Here is a 17,164-nt window from a genome sequence, read left to right as displayed (position 1 = left end):
CGATAATAATTCAAAACAATATATTTTCATGGAGCCTATTATATGGATAATGATCATGTTTTTGATAAAAATAAAATATATGTCTTATTAGAAGAGTTCAGCGATTATTTGCAAACTTTAAACTTTGCAGCTCATACTATTAACAGTTATAGAAAAGATTTGAAAGAATACTTTCAATTTTTAGAAGACAAAAATATTTTATTGGATAATACTGATCATTATATAGTAAGAGATTATTTAACATTTTTGAAAAATAAATCTTTAACAAATTCTACTATGTCTAGACATTTATCTTCAATTAAAAAATTCTATAAATATTTGATTAGAAACGGATATTCGGATAAAACTAGAATAGTAGATATGAAAAGTCCTAAAAGAGAAGAGCATATAGCTAAATTTCTATCCATAGAAGATATAGATAATATATTGGCAATAAATGATGACGGAGATTTTACACTTATAAGAGATAAAATGATGGCTTTATTTATGTATGCAATAGGTTTAAGAGTATCAGAACTTGCCTCATTGAAACTCAGTATGATAAAAAAAGGCTCTAAAACTTTAAGAATATGCGGTAAAGGTTCAAAAGTCAGAGATATACCAATACTTCCAATAGTTTATGATAATTGGGATATATATATAGAAAAAAGAAGAATCATTCAAAAAGAATATTCTGAAAATAATGATTACCTATTTATAAACAGATTCGGAAAACCTATAAGTGATAGAAGTATAAGAACATCTATGAAACGTTTAATAAGAAATGCTAATATATCTATAGATTTTTCACCTCATACATTAAGGCATACATTTGCTACACATCTGCTTAATAATGATGCCGAAATAAGGGGGGTTCAGGAATTATTGGGGCATGAAACAATAGCTACAACTCAAAGATATACACATGTTACAAATTCAAGATTATTTGAAGTATACAATAAATTTCATCCTCATTCTAATAATTAATTTTATTGTTTAATTATTTTTTTCTTTTCTTTATACTTCTAAGATGTAAATATACTGTATGATGTGAAATATTTAAATAATTTGATACCAATTGAACCGCTTCTTTAAATTCAAATATACCTTGATTAAATAATTTTTTTATTATAGTTTTATTATATACAGAAGGTCCCACTTCGCTTTTATCTACAGTACTCATCACTTTTTTAATAGCATCTAAAATAATATCTTCTGATTTTCTATTTTGTTTATCTTTAATATTATCATTAATATTATCAGGTATAAATATTTTTAAAGTATTGATCAAGGAAGTATCATAATACCAGCTCATAACTATCATAGCTATTGGAACTTCATCAGAATTTTTAATAATCATATAATTTATTTTTTGGCATTCTCCAATAACAGTTTCAAGAAAGTAATTTTTATATAATAAATTATTATTCAAAAGTTCATTTAATACATTTTTATCTTTATCAGAAATAACATCACCGATTTTTTTGTTTTTAAGATATTCATTAACTACAAATAATATGGTGTATTCATCATTTTCAAAGGAATACAATACTATTTCTACATTTTCACCTAAATACACTCCCAAAGATTCTGAAAATTGTTTATAACTATTTAGTATGGCATAATCCTCTTTGGTGTATTTGTAATTAGGCATTTCTTCTCCATCTTATCAAATAGTATCACTTTATGTCTATAATATAATAATTTTTTTCTATTTTCCAAATTTTTCTAATTAAAATATTTATTTTATTATTATATGTATTATAATAATGCGAAAAGAAAATATTAATAGTGTGAGTTGTTTGATGGAAATCAATTTAGATAATTACATAAAAATACCATTAGAAAAATTAAAATTTTATAAAGAAGTAATATTAAAGGATAAAATAGAAATTATTTCTAAAAATGAAAATGGTGTAATTAATATAATACCAAGCAATAAAATTGATTATTTATTTGAAAGTAATATAAAAAAAAATCCTCTATTTAAAGATGCCGAATATTATATATATAAATCTTATTTGGAAATGCTTGATTTTTTTACCAATCCAGATGAGTTAAATAATAAAGATTATTTCTACTCTATTTTTACCAATTGTAAAGATCCTTCAGAAGATATAAGTAAAATTCAAGAAAAAATGCTTGAAGAAATTTTACCTATGAACAAATATCAAAGAATAGAAAATATTAAAAGTCTAATAACAGAATTGGAAGCTGAAGAAAATAAAGATAAATTTACCTGTAAAGCCGCTAATATTATTGGTGAAATATTAATAAAATTAGGACTTCTTCAAAGAATAAATGTTATAAGCAATATCACAGAAAATTCAGATGACAAAATAAATAATTCTAAAAAATATAATATCAATTATGAAGAGTTTATAAAAAGTGTTGCTGAAAGTACTTTTATATTACTAAATAAGAATTACGAAAAAGATGATATGTTGAAAGATACTATTGGATTTATGGGCTATAATATTATAGATCATAGTAATAGATTATTTATAAATACAATAGAGTTTATGATATTTTATAATAAGAATATCAATATGGGTATACTTTCCAAAATAAGAGCAAAATGGAAAAATGAGTATATGCCGTATTATACAAAAATTTCCAAGAAAAATAAATTTATAAAAGACACTTCAAAATTAGATAATATATTCAAATTAGGAATAAGGCAATTTGATTATATTGAAATTGTTAATATGGCTACAGCAGCATTATTGCATGATATTACTTTAACTGAAATAATAAATTATCTTCCTATAGAAAATTCTAATATTAATAATGACATATATTCTCATTCCATAAACTCATATAACTATCTTAAATATTCGATATCTAATAATCAAGATATTAATTTAGCTGTAGGACTTCATCATGAATACTATGGTTACGGATATGGACTTGCTATGACTTTATGTTATGCTATGAGAGCTAAAAAACCTAATTTTGAATATCAATATTTAATCAGTTTTGACTCTAAAGATATACTTAATTTTACAGCTTCTGTATTTTATCCAGTAAAAATTTTAGAAATATTAGATTTATACGATTTTCTAAAATATAAACATGATATTTGTTTGGATAATATAAATACAAATGAAGAAATACTAGATTATATGTATAATAATTTCTTAAAAGATGAAGTAAAAATTGATTATATTATATTTTCTATTTTTAAAAATTATTTATCAGATAAAAAAACTTTTTAAACCCAAAGGAAAAATCAATGAAAACTTTTATAACTTTATTTATAATTCTAAATATAATATTCTCTGTTTCCTGTTCTAAGAATGCAGAAAGCACAAGAGAAAATGAAACTTCTTATGAAAACATTTTGGATTACTTGCAAGTAGATTCCCCTAACTCATTTGCCCCATTAGGAATAGGTATTACTATAGCACCTCCTGAACATGGACAAAATGGAAAATATTTTATAGTTAATAAAAATATAGCAGAATCTTCATTTGACTATATGAACAATCCGTATATATACAGAGCTTCAAAAGATAGCAATGCATTATTATCATTTTACGGAGATTACACAAATAACATAGATAAAAATTTCACAGAAGATGAATATAAAATCGATGTGCAGTATAATGTAAATACTTCTAATGAAAAATTTACTTTATGGAAAATAAATGATATATACTACGCTTTATATACAAAAGCAGAAGATGATAGAGATTTAACTAATCTTTCATCTTTATATATAAAATCAGTACATTTGCATATAAACAATAATTAACTTAAAAGAACTATATTAATTTGAGGATTAAAAGCATAATGCTGTTCTATTTTTTTTCTAGTATCTTCTATTAAATTAATAACATCTTCAGCTTTGCTTTTATCCTTATTCTCATCATCATATAAAAACTCATTGATAATATAGTTAGGAAATCTCTTATGCCATCTCATAGCTCCAAACTGCATATCTAATCCTCCAACCCTTTCTACCATCTCATAAGCCTTTACATCATAAAAATCATCAAATACAGGACCTATACTGACATCATTAGGAGCAACAGACCCCCTTATATATCTAAACCAATCTATTCTATTATCAATGCTTTCAGGAGTGTCTTTTTCTAATACAAAAACAGATGATAATATAATAATAAACCTTCTCTCTTTTTCAGTTAAAGCCAAATACTCATCTCTACTAAGCTCTGTAACACTGCAATCTTGCTTATTGAATAATGTTATAGATTTAATAAAATTTAGTAAAGATATACCAAAAGATTCAAATTTATCATATAGAGCAGCACCTATTCTAGTATTAACTAAAGCAACAAATTCAAAACCAGACAAATTTCGAATTCTAGCCTCATGGGAAAGTCTTTCCAAAATAGCTGAGCTATTAGATTTTAAAACACCATCTTCTAAAAATTCAAAAGATTCAAATTCGCTTTCCAATGATACTATTATGCCATTATATCCATTATCAGAAACTATAACCTTACCTGTATCTCCCATAACAAAATAATCTATAGTATTACTATACAAAAAATTAGCAAGCTCCAAAAACTCAGATATTTTTTTTACAACAATATATAAATCAACATCTCCACCCACATTAAATCTGCTGCATTTACTGAAAGGATGATTCATATAATATTCTATATTTTTTTCTTTGAGAAATGTCTCAACTATTTTGTAATTGTCTTGCATAATCATTGCTAATCCTTACTATATTACCTGCTCCTAAAGTTAAAATTATATCCCCATCTTTTTTTATATTATCAAGCATGGGCAATACTTCTTCTATATTTTTTAGATATCTAACATTATTGTTCTGCTTTCCAACTATATGGCATATAACCTCCCCATTTATACCTGCTATAGGAGCTTCTCCAGCAGCATAAATATCTGTTATAATAACTTCATCAGCATCATTAAAGGCATACTCAAAATCATTAAGAAGAAGTTCCGTTCTGCTGTATCTATGAGGCTGAAATACTGCTATTATTCTTCTATTTTTATAAGCATTCCTTACTGATGAAAGAGTAGCTTTTATCTCTGTTGGGTGATGTGCATAATCATCAAATAATGTTATTTCTTTATCATAAAGTTTATTTAATCTTCTTCCTACACCTTCAAAAGTTTTAAGTCCTTCTTTTATAGTATTAACATCTATACCTAAATGAATACCCACAGCTATAGAAGCCAATGAATTTAATATATTATGAACTCCTATAAGAGGAATAGAAAATTCACCTAAACATTCTTTATTGTGATAAGCTATAAAATATGTAATAGGAGCTTCAACTCTTATAGAATCTATATCAACATGAAAATCATATTCTTTACTAAATCCATAAGAATAATATTTTTTATTGGTACTTTTAGATAAATCTTTTACAACATCATCTTCAAAACAGAGAAAAGAACATCCGTAAAAAGGGACTTTATTGATAAACTCTAAGAAAGCAACTCTCAATGCCTCTACATTTCCATAATAATCCAGATGATCATTATCAATATTAGTAACTACATTAATTACAGGAGAAAGCCTCAAGAAACTTCCATCACTTTCATCAGCCTCACATACCATATATTCACTGCTTAAATCATTACATGCAGCATTGCTTTTCAAATTAAAATGATTTCCGCCTATAATACAAACAGGATTAAGCCCTGCATGCATCATTATCTGAGTAATAAGAGAAGTTGTAGTAGTTTTACCATGAGAGCCAGATATTGCTATACCGTATCTTAAACGCATAAGTTCAGCAAGCATTTCTCCCCTTGATATAACTGTTATCTTTTTTGATTTAGCTTCAATTATCTCTTCATTTGTAGGGCTTATAGCTGATGAAGTTACAACAGCAGTAACATCATTTTCAATATTTTGAGCCTTATGCCCATAATATACTTTTATTCCTGAAGATTCTAAAGATTCTGTTTTAGTTGTTTTAGATAAATCACTTCCAGTTATTGTAAAACCTATAGCATTCAATACACTTGCTATGGCACTCATTCCTATTCCACCTATTCCTATAAAATGTATTTTTTCTTTTCTATTTGTAAACATATTTTCCTCAATTTATAAATTATTTATTTCCTAAAATTCCAATTATATCATCTACTATTGAAGATACAGCTCTTGCACTCCAATTGTTTTTGATATTTTCTCTCATAGCATTCAATCTATCATCATTATTCAAATTATTAACAATAACGCTTTCCAATTTTTCTTTATCCAAATCTGATTCTTCTATTAAATAAGCCATATCTTTATCAAGCAAATCCAAAGCATTAAAATACTGATGATTGTCAGTAGCATATGGAAATGGAATTAATAAAGAAGGTACATTCACGGCTAATATTTCACTTATAGAACTGCTTCCCGCTCTTGATATAAGAAAATCAGCAGCATGAAGTAAATTAGCCATATCTTTATAATAACTATGCACAAAAACATTATCAAATTTAGCACTATTAACTTTTGCAATTATATCATTAGCCCATTTAGGACCAGCAAGCCATATTATACGCAAATTATTAACTTTAGCTTTTACATCTTTTATGCACTCAAAAAATAATTCATTTAATTTTAAAGAGCCCTGAGAACCTCCCATAACAACCAAAAGCTTATCATCTTCCTTTAATTTCATAACAGTTCTTGCACTTTCTCTATGAACTATAAAAAAATCATTTCTTACAGGATTGCCAAAAACTTTACCATTAGGCATAAACTCTAAAGTCTTTGAAAATGTCAAATATACCCTTTTAGCATCTTTATAAAATATTCTATTAACTTTGCCTGGTATAGAATTCTGTTCGCATAAGAATATAGGAATATTTTTAAATTTAGCAATATAAAGCATAGGTAAAGATACAAATCCTCCCATTCCTATTATACAATCAGGTTTATGTTTTCTTATTATATTACTTGACTTCATTAAAGCTGGTATAAATTTCAATATAAATATTATCTTCTTCCAAACATTTCCAGGAGAATTAATATTAATAGTATTAAAATCATAATTATTTGGAATAAGAGGATAATCCTTTTGAGCAACAACAAGTCTAGGTTTATGCCCATGTTTTTTTACATAATCATATATAGAAATAGCAGGTGTGATATGTCCAGCAGTTCCTCCTCCGCATAAAATTATATTCATTGTTCTCTCCTTTGAGTTATTTTTAATAGTATAGCTATCATTATCATATTGACCACTAGAGCATTTCTTCCATAACTAATAATAGGAAGTGTCATACCTGTTGTAGGAAGCATAAGTGTAGCAACCATTATATTTAAATAAGCCTGCACACTAATAAACATAGTGATAGCAAATGAAAGATTCTTCAAAAATAAATCATTAGTCCGCGATGATATTATAAATCCTCTAATAGTAAAAGATAAAAATAAGAGAAGTATAATTAAATTCCCTATCAAGCCATATCTTTGAGCTACTGAAGCATATATAAAATCTGTTAAAGCTGCTGGTAAATGAGTACTTACATCTCTTATATTCTCATCTGGAATTCCAGAAATTCCGCCGTAATTGAATGCAAGTTTAGCCCTTCTAATTTGATAAACTTCCTCTTCAGGCTGATTTTGAGGATAAAGATAGGATAAAACTCTATTTTTCATATAAGGGGTATTAAAAATAAAAATAGAAAATATAATTAATATAAAAATACCAGATAAAAATATAGATTTTAAAGGTATTCCTCCATAAAAAAATACGGCAAAACCAACTATAGAAAATAATAATGCCGTACCAGAATCAGGTTCTATTAATATAAGCCCTGAAACCAGAGCTAAAATTAAAAGAGGAGGAAATAAACCTTTCTTTATATCGATTAACTTTTCTCCCTTTTTACTTAAAACACTTGCAAAATATATACTGCATGTTATTTTCGCTATCTCAGAAGGCTGTATAGTAATACCAAAAGGAAGAAGAAGCCATCTTTTAGCATAACTGCTTGTTACCGTTATACCAAAAAAATAAACTAAAGTAAGAAGTATTAAAGTAAATAATAAAATAATAGGCACCATCTTATCTAGAACAAAAAAGAAATCAGGTATAATAATAATAAATATGGTAAAGGCAAACATTAATGATAATAATTTTAAATGATTATTAAAATATGATGTATTTGGTTCATGTATAGTTTGAGCACCGTATATGGAAACTAATCCTGCTATAAGTAATGCTATATATATTATAGATAAATATTTATCTGGAAGTAATTTTCTATTTAACATATACACTCTTTTTTATTATAGTATTTTATAAGTTAATGACATTTTCAATTCTATGAAAGTCATATTATTATAATATGGAAGACCAATATGTAATCCTGCAGAGGATCCTATATTAAAAATTAATCTTTCCCTTAAAAAACTAAAATTGACAATTCCTGCTATACCAAATTTATGTGATAAATGCTTTGAATTAATCAAATATGTAATACCGTAATATCCGCCTATATAAAATAAACTAATTTTCCCAAGCAAGAAAAAATCATTGATTAATTCAAACTCACTTTTTTTATGTAATATTGAAGTTCTAGGATCATAATAATATTTTTTATCTCCAACATTAACATAAGATATATTTAGATTATTTATTAAAACAAAATGATTAAATTTAAACACAAAGTAAGGCGAAACATTTAATATGAAACCAAATGCATTTCCTTTATTCATATTATATAGTTCATCAAAAGAATATCCAACATCATTATTATCAAATCCAGCATAACCAAAATTCATAGCATTAAACATAAAATCAGCATATCCGCTTAATCTAATGCCGAAAAACGAAACAGGCTTTATATCTATAAATGCCCCTATCATATCCGAAGATAGTGAAAAATTATTATCTATACCAAAATCTGCTTTTGTATCTTTCAATAAAAAATTTGTAGCATTTTTATAAAAATATAATCTATAATATAATCTTGTTTCTAAATTAAATTTTATATAATTAAATCCCCCCAATGCAGTTTGTTCTATAAAAAGTTCATTACTATAAATACCTGTATTAGTATTAAGTGAAAGTTTTCTCTCATATATATCCATATTAAAAATAGTATTTATATCCGCAAAAACAATTCTAGAAAATAGATAAATTAATACTATATAAATATTTATTTTTTTCATCAACATCTCAAAATTTATGAAAATTATTTAATATGATACTTTATAAAACAAAAAAATCAAGATAAAAAAAATACTATTTTAGGAAGAATTAATATACTATAAAAAATAGATTGAAAAAAAATATATATATGTTAATATTAGACAAGTATTATATTTTGTTCAGGACATTTTTATAATGTATAGAAGCATCATCAAATCGATAATAGAAAATCGAATTGGTATCATAAAGAAAAACTCTACTTTATCTGAGTTATATTCTTCTGTATCAAAATCCTCAAATAAAATATTAGCCGTTATAAATGATTCTGATAAAATAGTTGGAATCATAAATTATAATGAACTTCTAGTAAATATATTAAAAAATATCACTAAAAAAAATTCGAAGAATATACTTGATAAACCAATAAGTAGTTTTATGAATAAAAAGCTTTTAATAGCACATCCTGAAGATGATATAATGGTAGCTTTTGAAATCATGCAAGAAAATAAAACTGATTATTTAATAATCATTAATAATGATGATTATCCAATAGGTGTTATTAATATATATGATATGTATGAAAGCATAGTAAAAATAAGAATGAGTAATATGAAGTTTGCTATTACAGAAGTAGAAAAAAAATCATCTATTGAAAAAGATAAAGTTATTAAAAAATTAATGAAAGAAATAGATAGCTTGCATGCTCAATCAACTATAGATCCTTTAACAGGTTTATTTAATGTAAGATACTTCAATAAAATAATAGAGGAAGAAGTAGAAAGAGCTAAAAGATACAAATACAGTATATCTATTATATTTATGGATTTAGATCATTTCAAAGATATAAATGATATATACGGGCATGACTGCGGGAATGTTGTACTTCATGAGATAGGAAGATTATTGGGAAATGCTGCCGAAAATATAAATACACTAAGAAAAAGTGATATTGCTATTCGTTATGGTGGTGAAGAATTTATAGTTATATGTCCTAATACTAAAAAAGAACAGGCTTATATTTTAGCTGAAAGAATAAGAAAAACTGTAGAGAAAAAGAGATTTAATTATGAATTTAATATTATAAATGTAACTGTAAGTGTAGGCATAGCAGAACATAAAGGAACTTCCAACAAACCTATAGCCGATACAATAAAAAATGCAGACTCAGCAATGTATGAAGCTAAACATCTAGGAAGAAATAAAGTCATAATGCATTAAAATTATATTTATATTTTTAATTCTATAATAATGATAAAATTAAAGGCTAACAATATATAATTGATAGCCCTTAAATTACTTTTTTATTTTTATTATAAAATTATACTTGTAAAGAAGTTAATACTGCCAAATCAGCTATATCCTGAGCAGAACATCCTCTTGAAAGGTCATTAGCAGGTTTAGCTATACCCTGAAGCATAGGACCTATAGCAGTACATTTACCTACTCTTTGAGCTATTTTATAACCTATGTTTCCAGCATTCAATTCTGGGAATACGAATATATTAGCATCGCCTTTAATAGGAGAACCAGGAGCCTTTTGAGAAGCAACTTTTTCAACCATAGCAGCATCAAATTGCATCTCACCATCATAAGCAAAATTAACATTTCTTGAATCTAATATTTTTTTAGCTTCTCTAACTTTATCAACACTTTCATGTTCAGCAGAGCCTTTAGTAGAGAAAGAAAGTAAAGCAACTTTAGGTTCTAATCCTGTCATAACCCTGTAAGACTCTGCAGTAGATTCAGCAATATCAGCAATCTGTTCTGCAGTAGGACTAGGTATAACAGCACAGTCAGCAAAACAAGCGATACCATTTGTAAATAAAGCTTTATCAGGGCTTTCTACAAAGAATGTAGATGATAAAGTTTTAATACCTTTTTTAAGTCCAATTAAAAATAAAGCAGCCCTTAACATTTCACCAGTAGCATAAACAGCTCCGCCTACCATGCCATCAGCATCATTAGAAGAAAGTATAGCAGCACCTGTATAAACAGAATTATTAATTATTAAATTTTTAGCCTGCTCCTTTGTCATACCCTTTTTTTCTCTAGCCTTGAAAAGCATTTCAATATAAGCCTCTGTTTTTGCATCTTTATTAGGGTCAAAAATTTTAGCAAAATTACCATCTAATTCTAATGAGTTTTCTTTAGCTAAAGTTTCTATTTTAGAAGTATCTCCCACTAATACAACACCTTTAGCTAACTGCTCTTTTTTTAGTATAACAGCAGCCTTAACATGTCTTTCATCATATCCTTCAGCTAATACTATAGTTTTAGGATTAGATTTTACTTTTTCTTTTAAATTATCCATAAATGATGCCATAATAAAAACCTCTTTTTTTAAAATTAAATTACTATTATTATATTTTAATACATAAATTACAATTTTGCAAACATATACTAAGTAACCGTATTATTTTTTATATGATTAAAAGTTTATTAATTATATTAAGCTGATTTTATATTGCTTCCTATCTCGCATATGAATATAGCAGAAATCATACAAATTCCTCCCAAAACAAAATTGAAAGTAAGAGGGTCATTCATAAATATAACTCCTCCTAATGCCCCCAAAAAAGATTCTAAACTTAATATTATGCCAGCCTTATTTGGATTTACATATTTCTGAGATACTGTTTGAAGTAAATAAGCTATTCCTGTTGCCCCTATAGCCAAATACAAAAGAGAATATAAAGATTCATTTGATATAGAAGTAATATTCAAAGGTGTAGAAGTCATAAAACCTATGAAAAGAGATATTATACCTGCTATTATAAGCTGCAATGCCGCCATTATAACGCCATCAACATATTTAAGTATCTTATCTATAAGCATTATATGTAAAGCAAATACAAAAGCAGATAATAAGGCAAATAAATCACCAGCCTTTATACTAGCTAAACCTTCAAATGAAGTTAATAAATATAAGCCTAAAACTGTAATTATAGCAGCTATAAATGCAGCAATATGAGGCATTTTTCTGTATGCTATCCAAGCAAGAAATGGTATAAATATAACATAAGAGCCTGTGAAAAAAGCTACCTTTGAGGCTGTAATAAATTTAGAACTCATAGTCTGCAGAAAAAAACCAAGAAATAATACTACCCCTAAAGATAGGCATAACATTATATCTTTTTTAGTGATATTTTTTATTTTTTTGAAAAATACTATGGAAATAAAAATACCGCCTATCAAATTTCTAAGTCCTACAAGATAAAAAGGTTCTATCTCTCTGACTACAACCTTAACAGCAACAAAACTATAACCCCAAATTAATGCCGTTAAAAATATACCTATAGTACCTAATCTTTCCTTATTAGCCATATTATTAACCTATTTTATTGATAAAGATAGTATAATATTTGAATAAAAATGTCAAAATATTTATTAGATTAATATTTAAGATTTTAATTTATCATTGAATAAATTCATAATACTGCTATAACCCTTTTCTTTTGCAATATCATATTCCTTAGAAAAAGTATAATCATCTATCTTATAATATTTTATCAAATGTTCGCATATTTCAAAATAGCCTTTCGAAGAAGCTATATATAAAGCAGTATATCCATTAAAATTTTCTTCTTTTACAGAGGCATTATTTTTTAATAAGTACTCAACAACTTCAACTTTTCCATTATCTGAAGCTATCATCAAAGCAGTTTCACCAATTCTGCTTAACTTATTAATAATATCAGGATACAATTCTAAAATATAGTAAACAATATCATTATATCCTTTTGCACAAGCAAACATGAAAGAATTCCATCCATTAATATCCGTTTGATAAATATCAACTCCCTTCTCTATCAAATATTTTACAGATTTTAAATTATCATATATAACAGCCCACATCAAAGGAGTAATAGATTCATTATCATTATTGAGTGTCATTCCTCTCATTAAAAGAAGCTCAACAATATCTATATTTCCAGCTATAATAGCATGTATCATAGCATTTCTTTCTATACTGTCTAAAGCATTAGTATAAGCATTATTATCAAGCAACACTTTTACTATTTCTATATTACCTATATAACATGCATACATAAGAGGAGTTACATCATCATCATCAGACTTATTAACATCAACATTGTATTTTATAAGCAAATCTATTATTTCCTTATTTTCTATCTCTATAGCAGATATCAAAGCAGATTTTCCATTATCAGTAACACCATTCAAAGGCACTTTATTCATAAGAAAATAATTAACTATATCCTTATGCCCAGCAGAAGCAGCAACCGCTAAAGCTTCAGGAGCTTTTTTCCTAGAATTATCAAAGAAATATCTAACAACATCTAAATGCCCATTATAAGCTGCTGATATAAAAGCACTTGAAAATACATTATGATTATTAATACCCAATTTTGAATGTATATAATGAACTAATGATAAATTTCCACTTGTAGCAGCCATTGTCAAAGAATATTTAGGTATCTCTATATTTCCCCTATTTAATATATATTCAACTATATCGATATTACCGCTTGATATGGCATATGATAATACCGTTTCTTCATATATATCAAAATCATCTATATTGGCATTATTATCTATCAAAAATTTTACCGCATCAAAATTTGACTTTTGACAGCAATACATCAAAGGTGTAACATTAATATCAGTTTTGGCATTAACATCGGCACCATTTTCTACAAGTATTTTCATTATATCAAAATAATTTTCAGAACATGCATAATGCAATGGAGTTTCATTATTACAATTACTCAAATTTATAGAAGCCCCATATTTTATTAAAATACTAACTATATCAGTATGACCATTTGCACAGGCATTCATTAATGGAGTTATATATAATTGATCAGCCTTATTAGGATCAGCTCCAGCTTTTAAAAGTAATTCAACTATTTCCTTATATCCTGCTCTGCATGCATGTGTTAATGGAGTTAATCCTATTATATTACTTAAATTAACATCTATATTTTTATTTTTTAATAAGATTTCAACAGCTAATATATTATTTCTAGCTGATGCTTCATGCAATTCAATCTCGATTTCTCTCATAAATAATAAACCTTATTCTTTGTTTAAATGTAATATAAAAGCATAAATAGTCAAATATATTTTTAATAAAAATTATACTATATAATTTAACAATTATTTAAAATTTTTTTTAAAAATAATAAAAAAATATTATTAAAATGAAATTATTGTAATATTATAAATGCCAGTGTAGCTATAGAACAATATAAAGCGGTACCTATTATATCGCATATAGAAGTAAGCATAGGAGCCCCACTTATAGCAGGGTCAATATTAAGTTTTGTAAGTATAAAAGGCAAACAAAGACCTATAATACTGCCTATAAAAACTATACTGAACATTGATACAGATACAATAGCCGCTATCTCAAATCCACCCCGTATAACACCAAGTATATAAGCCCCAATGCCCATACTCAAACCTAAAATAGCTGCAACTATAATTTCTTTTGAAAGCATATAAAACCAATCTTTTAGAACAACATCTCCAATGGCAAGGGATCTTATAACAAGAGTAGCAGACTGACTTCCAGCATTACCTCCGCTTCCTATAATCAATGGTAAAAATACTACAAGTACTATATGCTTTTGAAGTGTATTTTGAAATATACTTATGACACCGCCAGAAAATATATTTATAAAAACAAGTATTAAAAGCCAAAATATTCTCTGCTTATAAAGAGTAAAAATAGGAGTGATTTTCAAATTATCATCAAATTGCTCCTCGCTCGAAGTAATACCAGCCATCTTATGGAAATCATCTGTATACTCTTCTTCAGCAATATCCATTATATCATCTACTGTAACAATTCCTATCATAGAATGTCTGTCATCAACTACAGCTAGAGAATGCAAATTATATTTTTTTATTATATTAATGGCATTTTCCTGATCTTCATAAACCGATATATAAGGGCAGTTATTTGTAATTTCAGATATTAATATATTTTTATCTGTAAAAAATAACTTTCTTAATGCAATAGAACCTATTAAAGTTCTTTTTGAATCTATAACATATAAAGTAGTATAGATTTCTGACTCTTCTATATTACTTCTCACATATTCAAAAGCCTCCCTAACAGTCCAATCAGGATTTATGCTTATATATTTAGGAGTCATTAAACGCCCTATACTCTCTTCAGGATAAGCTAAAAGCCATGAAGCTATTTCTCTATCTTCAGTACCTAAAAGTTTTAATATATTCTCAGATAATGATGAAGGTATAGAACCTAAAAAATATGTTCTATCATCGGGATTCATATTTTCCAAAAGATACTTTATATCCGATTCGCTCATATTTTCTATAATTCTTCTCTGATCTATAGGTGCAAGCTCTGGAAAAACCTCTAAATAATAATCTTTAGGCAATACACTAAAAACTTTATATTTATTATCATTTTTTAAAGATGTAATTAAATTAGCCGTTTCTACTTCCTGCCATAGTAAAAGCGTATCTCTCAAAGATTCCCAATCTTTTTCTTCTATCAAGTCCTCAATTTCAGGCTGTAAAAGTTCTTTTAGCATATTCGTATCCCAATAGAAATAATAATCAATTCAATATTATCTAATTTAATGTTTAGTACCTACAAAATAAGTACCTAATTGTATTCCAAAATCAAAAGAGTGTATATTATATCTTGAATAATTAGGATTTTTATAATTCATAGCAAAATCATAATTAAAATATAAGCCTGCCACAATGGCTGAAAAACTGCTCAGATTATATTTAAAATCGATAGTAAATTTTAGATATGGTATAACAGCAGATGAAAATGATTTTTTTATTTCATCGCTATTTAACTTTGAATTATAATCACCATCATGAATATTGGCAGCCATTGGTATTTTTACTCCAGAACCTATACCCAATGCTAATACCAAAAAAGTTACTCTAAACATGGCTCCAGCATTTAGACTATCAAATGCATAGGAAATAACCTTTCCTTCTTTAGAATTAATATATTTATATGTACTTCTATAATATCCTATATCAGCTAAGGCATCAAATCCCAATAATCCACCGAAATCATAAAAATATCCAGTCTGAACTAATACACCGAAATCAAATGAACTTCCACCTTTTAAAGTATCTAATTTACTACCGTCTAAACCTCTTATATCAGAAAATGCAAAACTTCCTGTCATAGGAACGAATAAAGCTACTCCGCCGCCATGCTGTGCAAATAAATTTACACTAAAAAGTAATGCAAAAAATAATGATGTTATTAATTTTTTCATATAGTTCTCTCTTTATTATTATCTTTTAAATTGCATATAATATATACAGATTATTAAATTTCTATAACAAGTCCGTCATATGCAGGATACATATTTGCAGGAAGTTCCCTCTCCAAATGCCTATGCAAAACATCATGAGTCATATGTGTGAAATATGCTTTCTTTACACCCAATCTATCTGCAATATTAACAGATTCCTGTAAAGATAAATGAGTATGATGAGGTCTATACCTTAAACCATTCAAAACCAAAATCTCCGTACCTTCCAATAGTTTCAAACTTTCTTCACTTATATAGCTTGCATCTGTAATATAAGTAAAATTATTGAATCTATATCCCAATATATGAAGAACTCCATGTATTATAGGAATAGGGGTAACTTTAATATCATTAAATATCATTTCATTTTCTATATGATGAAAAACAACTTGAGGAAGACCGCCTCCAACTTGAACAGGGTTAAAAAAGTAATCATATTTCTCTCTTAAATTATCCATAGTATATTTATTACCATAGCAGTCTATTGATGTATGCATTATAAAATTTAATGCCCTCAAATCAACTATACCTGAAGTATGATCTGCATGTGAATGTGTATAGAATACCGCTTCAAGGCTGTCTATTTTTTCTCTAAGCATTTGCTGTCTAAAATCAGCCGAAGTATCAACAACATAATTTTTATTATTATTTTTTATTAATATAGAAGAACGTGTTCTTTTATCTCTTTTATCCTTACTTGTGCATACCTTACATTTGCATCCTATCATTGGAACACCGTCGGAAGTACCTGTACCTAAAAAAGTTATTTGCATAATATACCTCCTTAAAACAACT

The 17,164-nt window shown here is 26.7% G+C and carries 16 protein-coding genes; 4 read left to right on the top strand and 12 right to left on the bottom strand.

From position 1 onward, the window contains the following. Positions 1-42: 42 nt before the first annotated feature. Positions 43-966, top strand: coding sequence for a tyrosine-type recombinase/integrase (locus tag Q1J76_RS09540; RefSeq protein WP_300369838.1), 924 nt, complete (start codon positions 43-45; stop codon positions 964-966). A 13-nt stretch (positions 967-979) separates the two neighbouring features. Here the strand turns inward: Q1J76_RS09540 and Q1J76_RS09535 are convergent, their stop codons facing one another. Beyond that, positions 980-1,633, bottom strand: a complete 654-nt coding sequence (locus tag Q1J76_RS09535) for a helix-turn-helix domain-containing protein (protein ID WP_300369837.1) — start codon at positions 1,631-1,633, stop codon at positions 980-982. Positions 1,634-1,784: 151 nt separating this feature from the next. On the opposite strand from Q1J76_RS09535, the gene Q1J76_RS09530 reads away from it, so the two are divergent. Both Q1J76_RS09530 and Q1J76_RS09525 read left to right on the top strand, forming a co-directional pair. Continuing rightward, positions 1,785-3,197 carry an HD-GYP domain-containing protein gene (locus Q1J76_RS09530; RefSeq protein ID WP_300369836.1) on the top strand — a complete coding sequence of 471 codons (1,413 nt, stop codon included), beginning with the start codon at positions 1,785-1,787 and terminating at the stop codon, positions 3,195-3,197. Positions 3,198-3,214: 17 nt separating this feature from the next. Beyond that, entirely contained in the window at positions 3,215-3,736 is a 522-nt protein-coding gene (locus Q1J76_RS09525; RefSeq protein WP_300369835.1) for a hypothetical protein, read from the top strand. Here Q1J76_RS09525 and Q1J76_RS09520 read toward each other — a convergent pair. From Q1J76_RS09520 to Q1J76_RS09500, 5 genes are read right to left on the bottom strand one after another with little or no spacing between them, the layout of a single operon-like run. Further along, the gene (locus Q1J76_RS09520; protein ID WP_367182120.1) at positions 3,733-4,665 is read right to left on the bottom strand and encodes a UDP-N-acetylmuramate dehydrogenase; all 933 of its coding nucleotides are present in this window, start codon (positions 4,663-4,665) and stop codon (positions 3,733-3,735) included. The two genes, Q1J76_RS09525 and Q1J76_RS09520, sit on opposite strands and share 4 nt — an antisense overlap. Further along, complete coding sequence (gene murC, locus Q1J76_RS09515) at positions 4,634-6,022, bottom strand: UDP-N-acetylmuramate--L-alanine ligase (protein ID WP_300369833.1); 1,389 nt, start codon at positions 6,020-6,022, stop codon at positions 4,634-4,636. The genes Q1J76_RS09520 and murC overlap by 32 nt, the downstream gene beginning before the upstream one ends. A gap of 19 nt (positions 6,023-6,041) precedes the next feature. After that, the gene (locus Q1J76_RS09510; RefSeq protein ID WP_300369832.1) at positions 6,042-7,115 is read right to left on the bottom strand and encodes a UDP-N-acetylglucosamine--N-acetylmuramyl-(pentapeptide) pyrophosphoryl-undecaprenol N-acetylglucosamine transferase; all 1,074 of its coding nucleotides are present in this window, start codon (positions 7,113-7,115) and stop codon (positions 6,042-6,044) included. Beyond that, the gene (locus Q1J76_RS09505) at positions 7,112-8,206 is read right to left on the bottom strand and encodes an FtsW/RodA/SpoVE family cell cycle protein (RefSeq protein ID WP_300369831.1); all 1,095 of its coding nucleotides are present in this window, start codon (positions 8,204-8,206) and stop codon (positions 7,112-7,114) included. Before Q1J76_RS09505 ends, Q1J76_RS09510 begins: the two co-directional genes overlap by 4 nt. Before the next feature lie 15 nt (positions 8,207-8,221). Continuing rightward, positions 8,222-9,106 carry a toxin A gene (locus Q1J76_RS09500; RefSeq protein ID WP_300369830.1) on the bottom strand — a complete coding sequence of 295 codons (885 nt, stop codon included), beginning with the start codon at positions 9,104-9,106 and terminating at the stop codon, positions 8,222-8,224. Positions 9,107-9,281: 175 nt separating this feature from the next. Between Q1J76_RS09500 and Q1J76_RS09495 the strand changes: the two genes are divergently transcribed. Beyond that, the gene (locus tag Q1J76_RS09495) at positions 9,282-10,304 is read left to right on the top strand and encodes a diguanylate cyclase (protein WP_300369829.1); all 1,023 of its coding nucleotides are present in this window, start codon (positions 9,282-9,284) and stop codon (positions 10,302-10,304) included. A gap of 100 nt (positions 10,305-10,404) precedes the next feature. Here the strand turns inward: Q1J76_RS09495 and pta are convergent, their stop codons facing one another. The 6 genes from pta to Q1J76_RS09465 all read right to left on the bottom strand — a co-directional run bounded on the left by pta (position 10,405) and on the right by Q1J76_RS09465 (position 17,142). Then, positions 10,405-11,409 (bottom strand): phosphate acetyltransferase, encoded by a 1,005-nt coding sequence (pta, locus tag Q1J76_RS09490; RefSeq protein WP_300369828.1) that lies wholly within the window; start codon positions 11,407-11,409, stop codon positions 10,405-10,407. A 125-nt stretch (positions 11,410-11,534) separates the two neighbouring features. Next, positions 11,535-12,410: a DMT family transporter gene (locus Q1J76_RS09485; protein ID WP_300369827.1), complete on the bottom strand. Its 876-nt coding sequence runs from the start codon at positions 12,408-12,410 to the stop codon at positions 11,535-11,537. A gap of 75 nt (positions 12,411-12,485) precedes the next feature. Continuing rightward, positions 12,486-14,114: an ankyrin repeat domain-containing protein gene (locus Q1J76_RS09480; RefSeq protein WP_300369826.1), complete on the bottom strand. Its 1,629-nt coding sequence runs from the start codon at positions 14,112-14,114 to the stop codon at positions 12,486-12,488. A 143-nt stretch (positions 14,115-14,257) separates the two neighbouring features. After that, complete coding sequence (mgtE, locus tag Q1J76_RS09475; protein WP_300369825.1) at positions 14,258-15,616, bottom strand: magnesium transporter; 1,359 nt, start codon at positions 15,614-15,616, stop codon at positions 14,258-14,260. Between the two features lie 45 nt (positions 15,617-15,661). Continuing rightward, on the bottom strand, positions 15,662-16,330 hold the full coding sequence (locus Q1J76_RS09470; RefSeq protein ID WP_300369824.1) for a hypothetical protein: 669 nt from the start codon (positions 16,328-16,330) through the stop codon (positions 15,662-15,664). A 53-nt stretch (positions 16,331-16,383) separates the two neighbouring features. Then, positions 16,384-17,142 (bottom strand): MBL fold metallo-hydrolase, encoded by a 759-nt coding sequence (locus Q1J76_RS09465; protein ID WP_300369823.1) that lies wholly within the window; start codon positions 17,140-17,142, stop codon positions 16,384-16,386. Positions 17,143-17,164: the final 22 nt, after the last annotated feature.

Origin of the sequence: Brachyspira sp., from assembly GCF_029258575.1 — a bacterium.
Classification (GTDB): Bacteria; Spirochaetota; Brachyspiria; order Brachyspirales; family Brachyspiraceae; genus Brachyspira.
The sequence above is the reverse complement of the archived record's forward strand: the minus strand, read 5'-3'. Positions and strand labels throughout refer to the sequence as shown.

Bases quoted from the DNA above. Each gene is read 5' to 3' on its own strand.
- Q1J76_RS09540 (WP_300369838.1), top strand. From the start codon at position 43: ATGGATAATGATCATGTTTTTGATAAAAATAAAATATATGTCTTATTA.
- Q1J76_RS09535 (WP_300369837.1), bottom strand. From the start codon at position 1,633: ATGCCTAATTACAAATACACCAAAGAGGATTATGCCATACTAAATAGT.
- Q1J76_RS09530 (WP_300369836.1), top strand. From the start codon at position 1,785: ATGGAAATCAATTTAGATAATTACATAAAAATACCATTAGAAAAATTA.
- Q1J76_RS09525 (WP_300369835.1), top strand. From the start codon at position 3,215: ATGAAAACTTTTATAACTTTATTTATAATTCTAAATATAATATTCTCT.
- Q1J76_RS09520 (WP_367182120.1), bottom strand. From the start codon at position 4,665: ATGATTATGCAAGACAATTACAAAATAGTTGAGACATTTCTCAAAGAA.
- murC (WP_300369833.1), bottom strand. From the start codon at position 6,022: ATGTTTACAAATAGAAAAGAAAAAATACATTTTATAGGAATAGGTGGA.
- Q1J76_RS09510 (WP_300369832.1), bottom strand. From the start codon at position 7,115: ATGAATATAATTTTATGCGGAGGAGGAACTGCTGGACATATCACACCT.
- Q1J76_RS09505 (WP_300369831.1), bottom strand. From the start codon at position 8,206: ATGTTAAATAGAAAATTACTTCCAGATAAATATTTATCTATAATATAT.
- Q1J76_RS09500 (WP_300369830.1), bottom strand. From the start codon at position 9,106: ATGAAAAAAATAAATATTTATATAGTATTAATTTATCTATTTTCTAGA.
- Q1J76_RS09495 (WP_300369829.1), top strand. From the start codon at position 9,282: ATGTATAGAAGCATCATCAAATCGATAATAGAAAATCGAATTGGTATC.
- pta (WP_300369828.1), bottom strand. From the start codon at position 11,409: ATGGCATCATTTATGGATAATTTAAAAGAAAAAGTAAAATCTAATCCT.
- Q1J76_RS09485 (WP_300369827.1), bottom strand. From the start codon at position 12,410: ATGGCTAATAAGGAAAGATTAGGTACTATAGGTATATTTTTAACGGCA.
- Q1J76_RS09480 (WP_300369826.1), bottom strand. From the start codon at position 14,114: ATGAGAGAAATCGAGATTGAATTGCATGAAGCATCAGCTAGAAATAAT.
- mgtE (WP_300369825.1), bottom strand. From the start codon at position 15,616: ATGCTAAAAGAACTTTTACAGCCTGAAATTGAGGACTTGATAGAAGAA.
- Q1J76_RS09470 (WP_300369824.1), bottom strand. From the start codon at position 16,330: ATGAAAAAATTAATAACATCATTATTTTTTGCATTACTTTTTAGTGTA.
- Q1J76_RS09465 (WP_300369823.1), bottom strand. From the start codon at position 17,142: ATGCAAATAACTTTTTTAGGTACAGGTACTTCCGACGGTGTTCCAATG.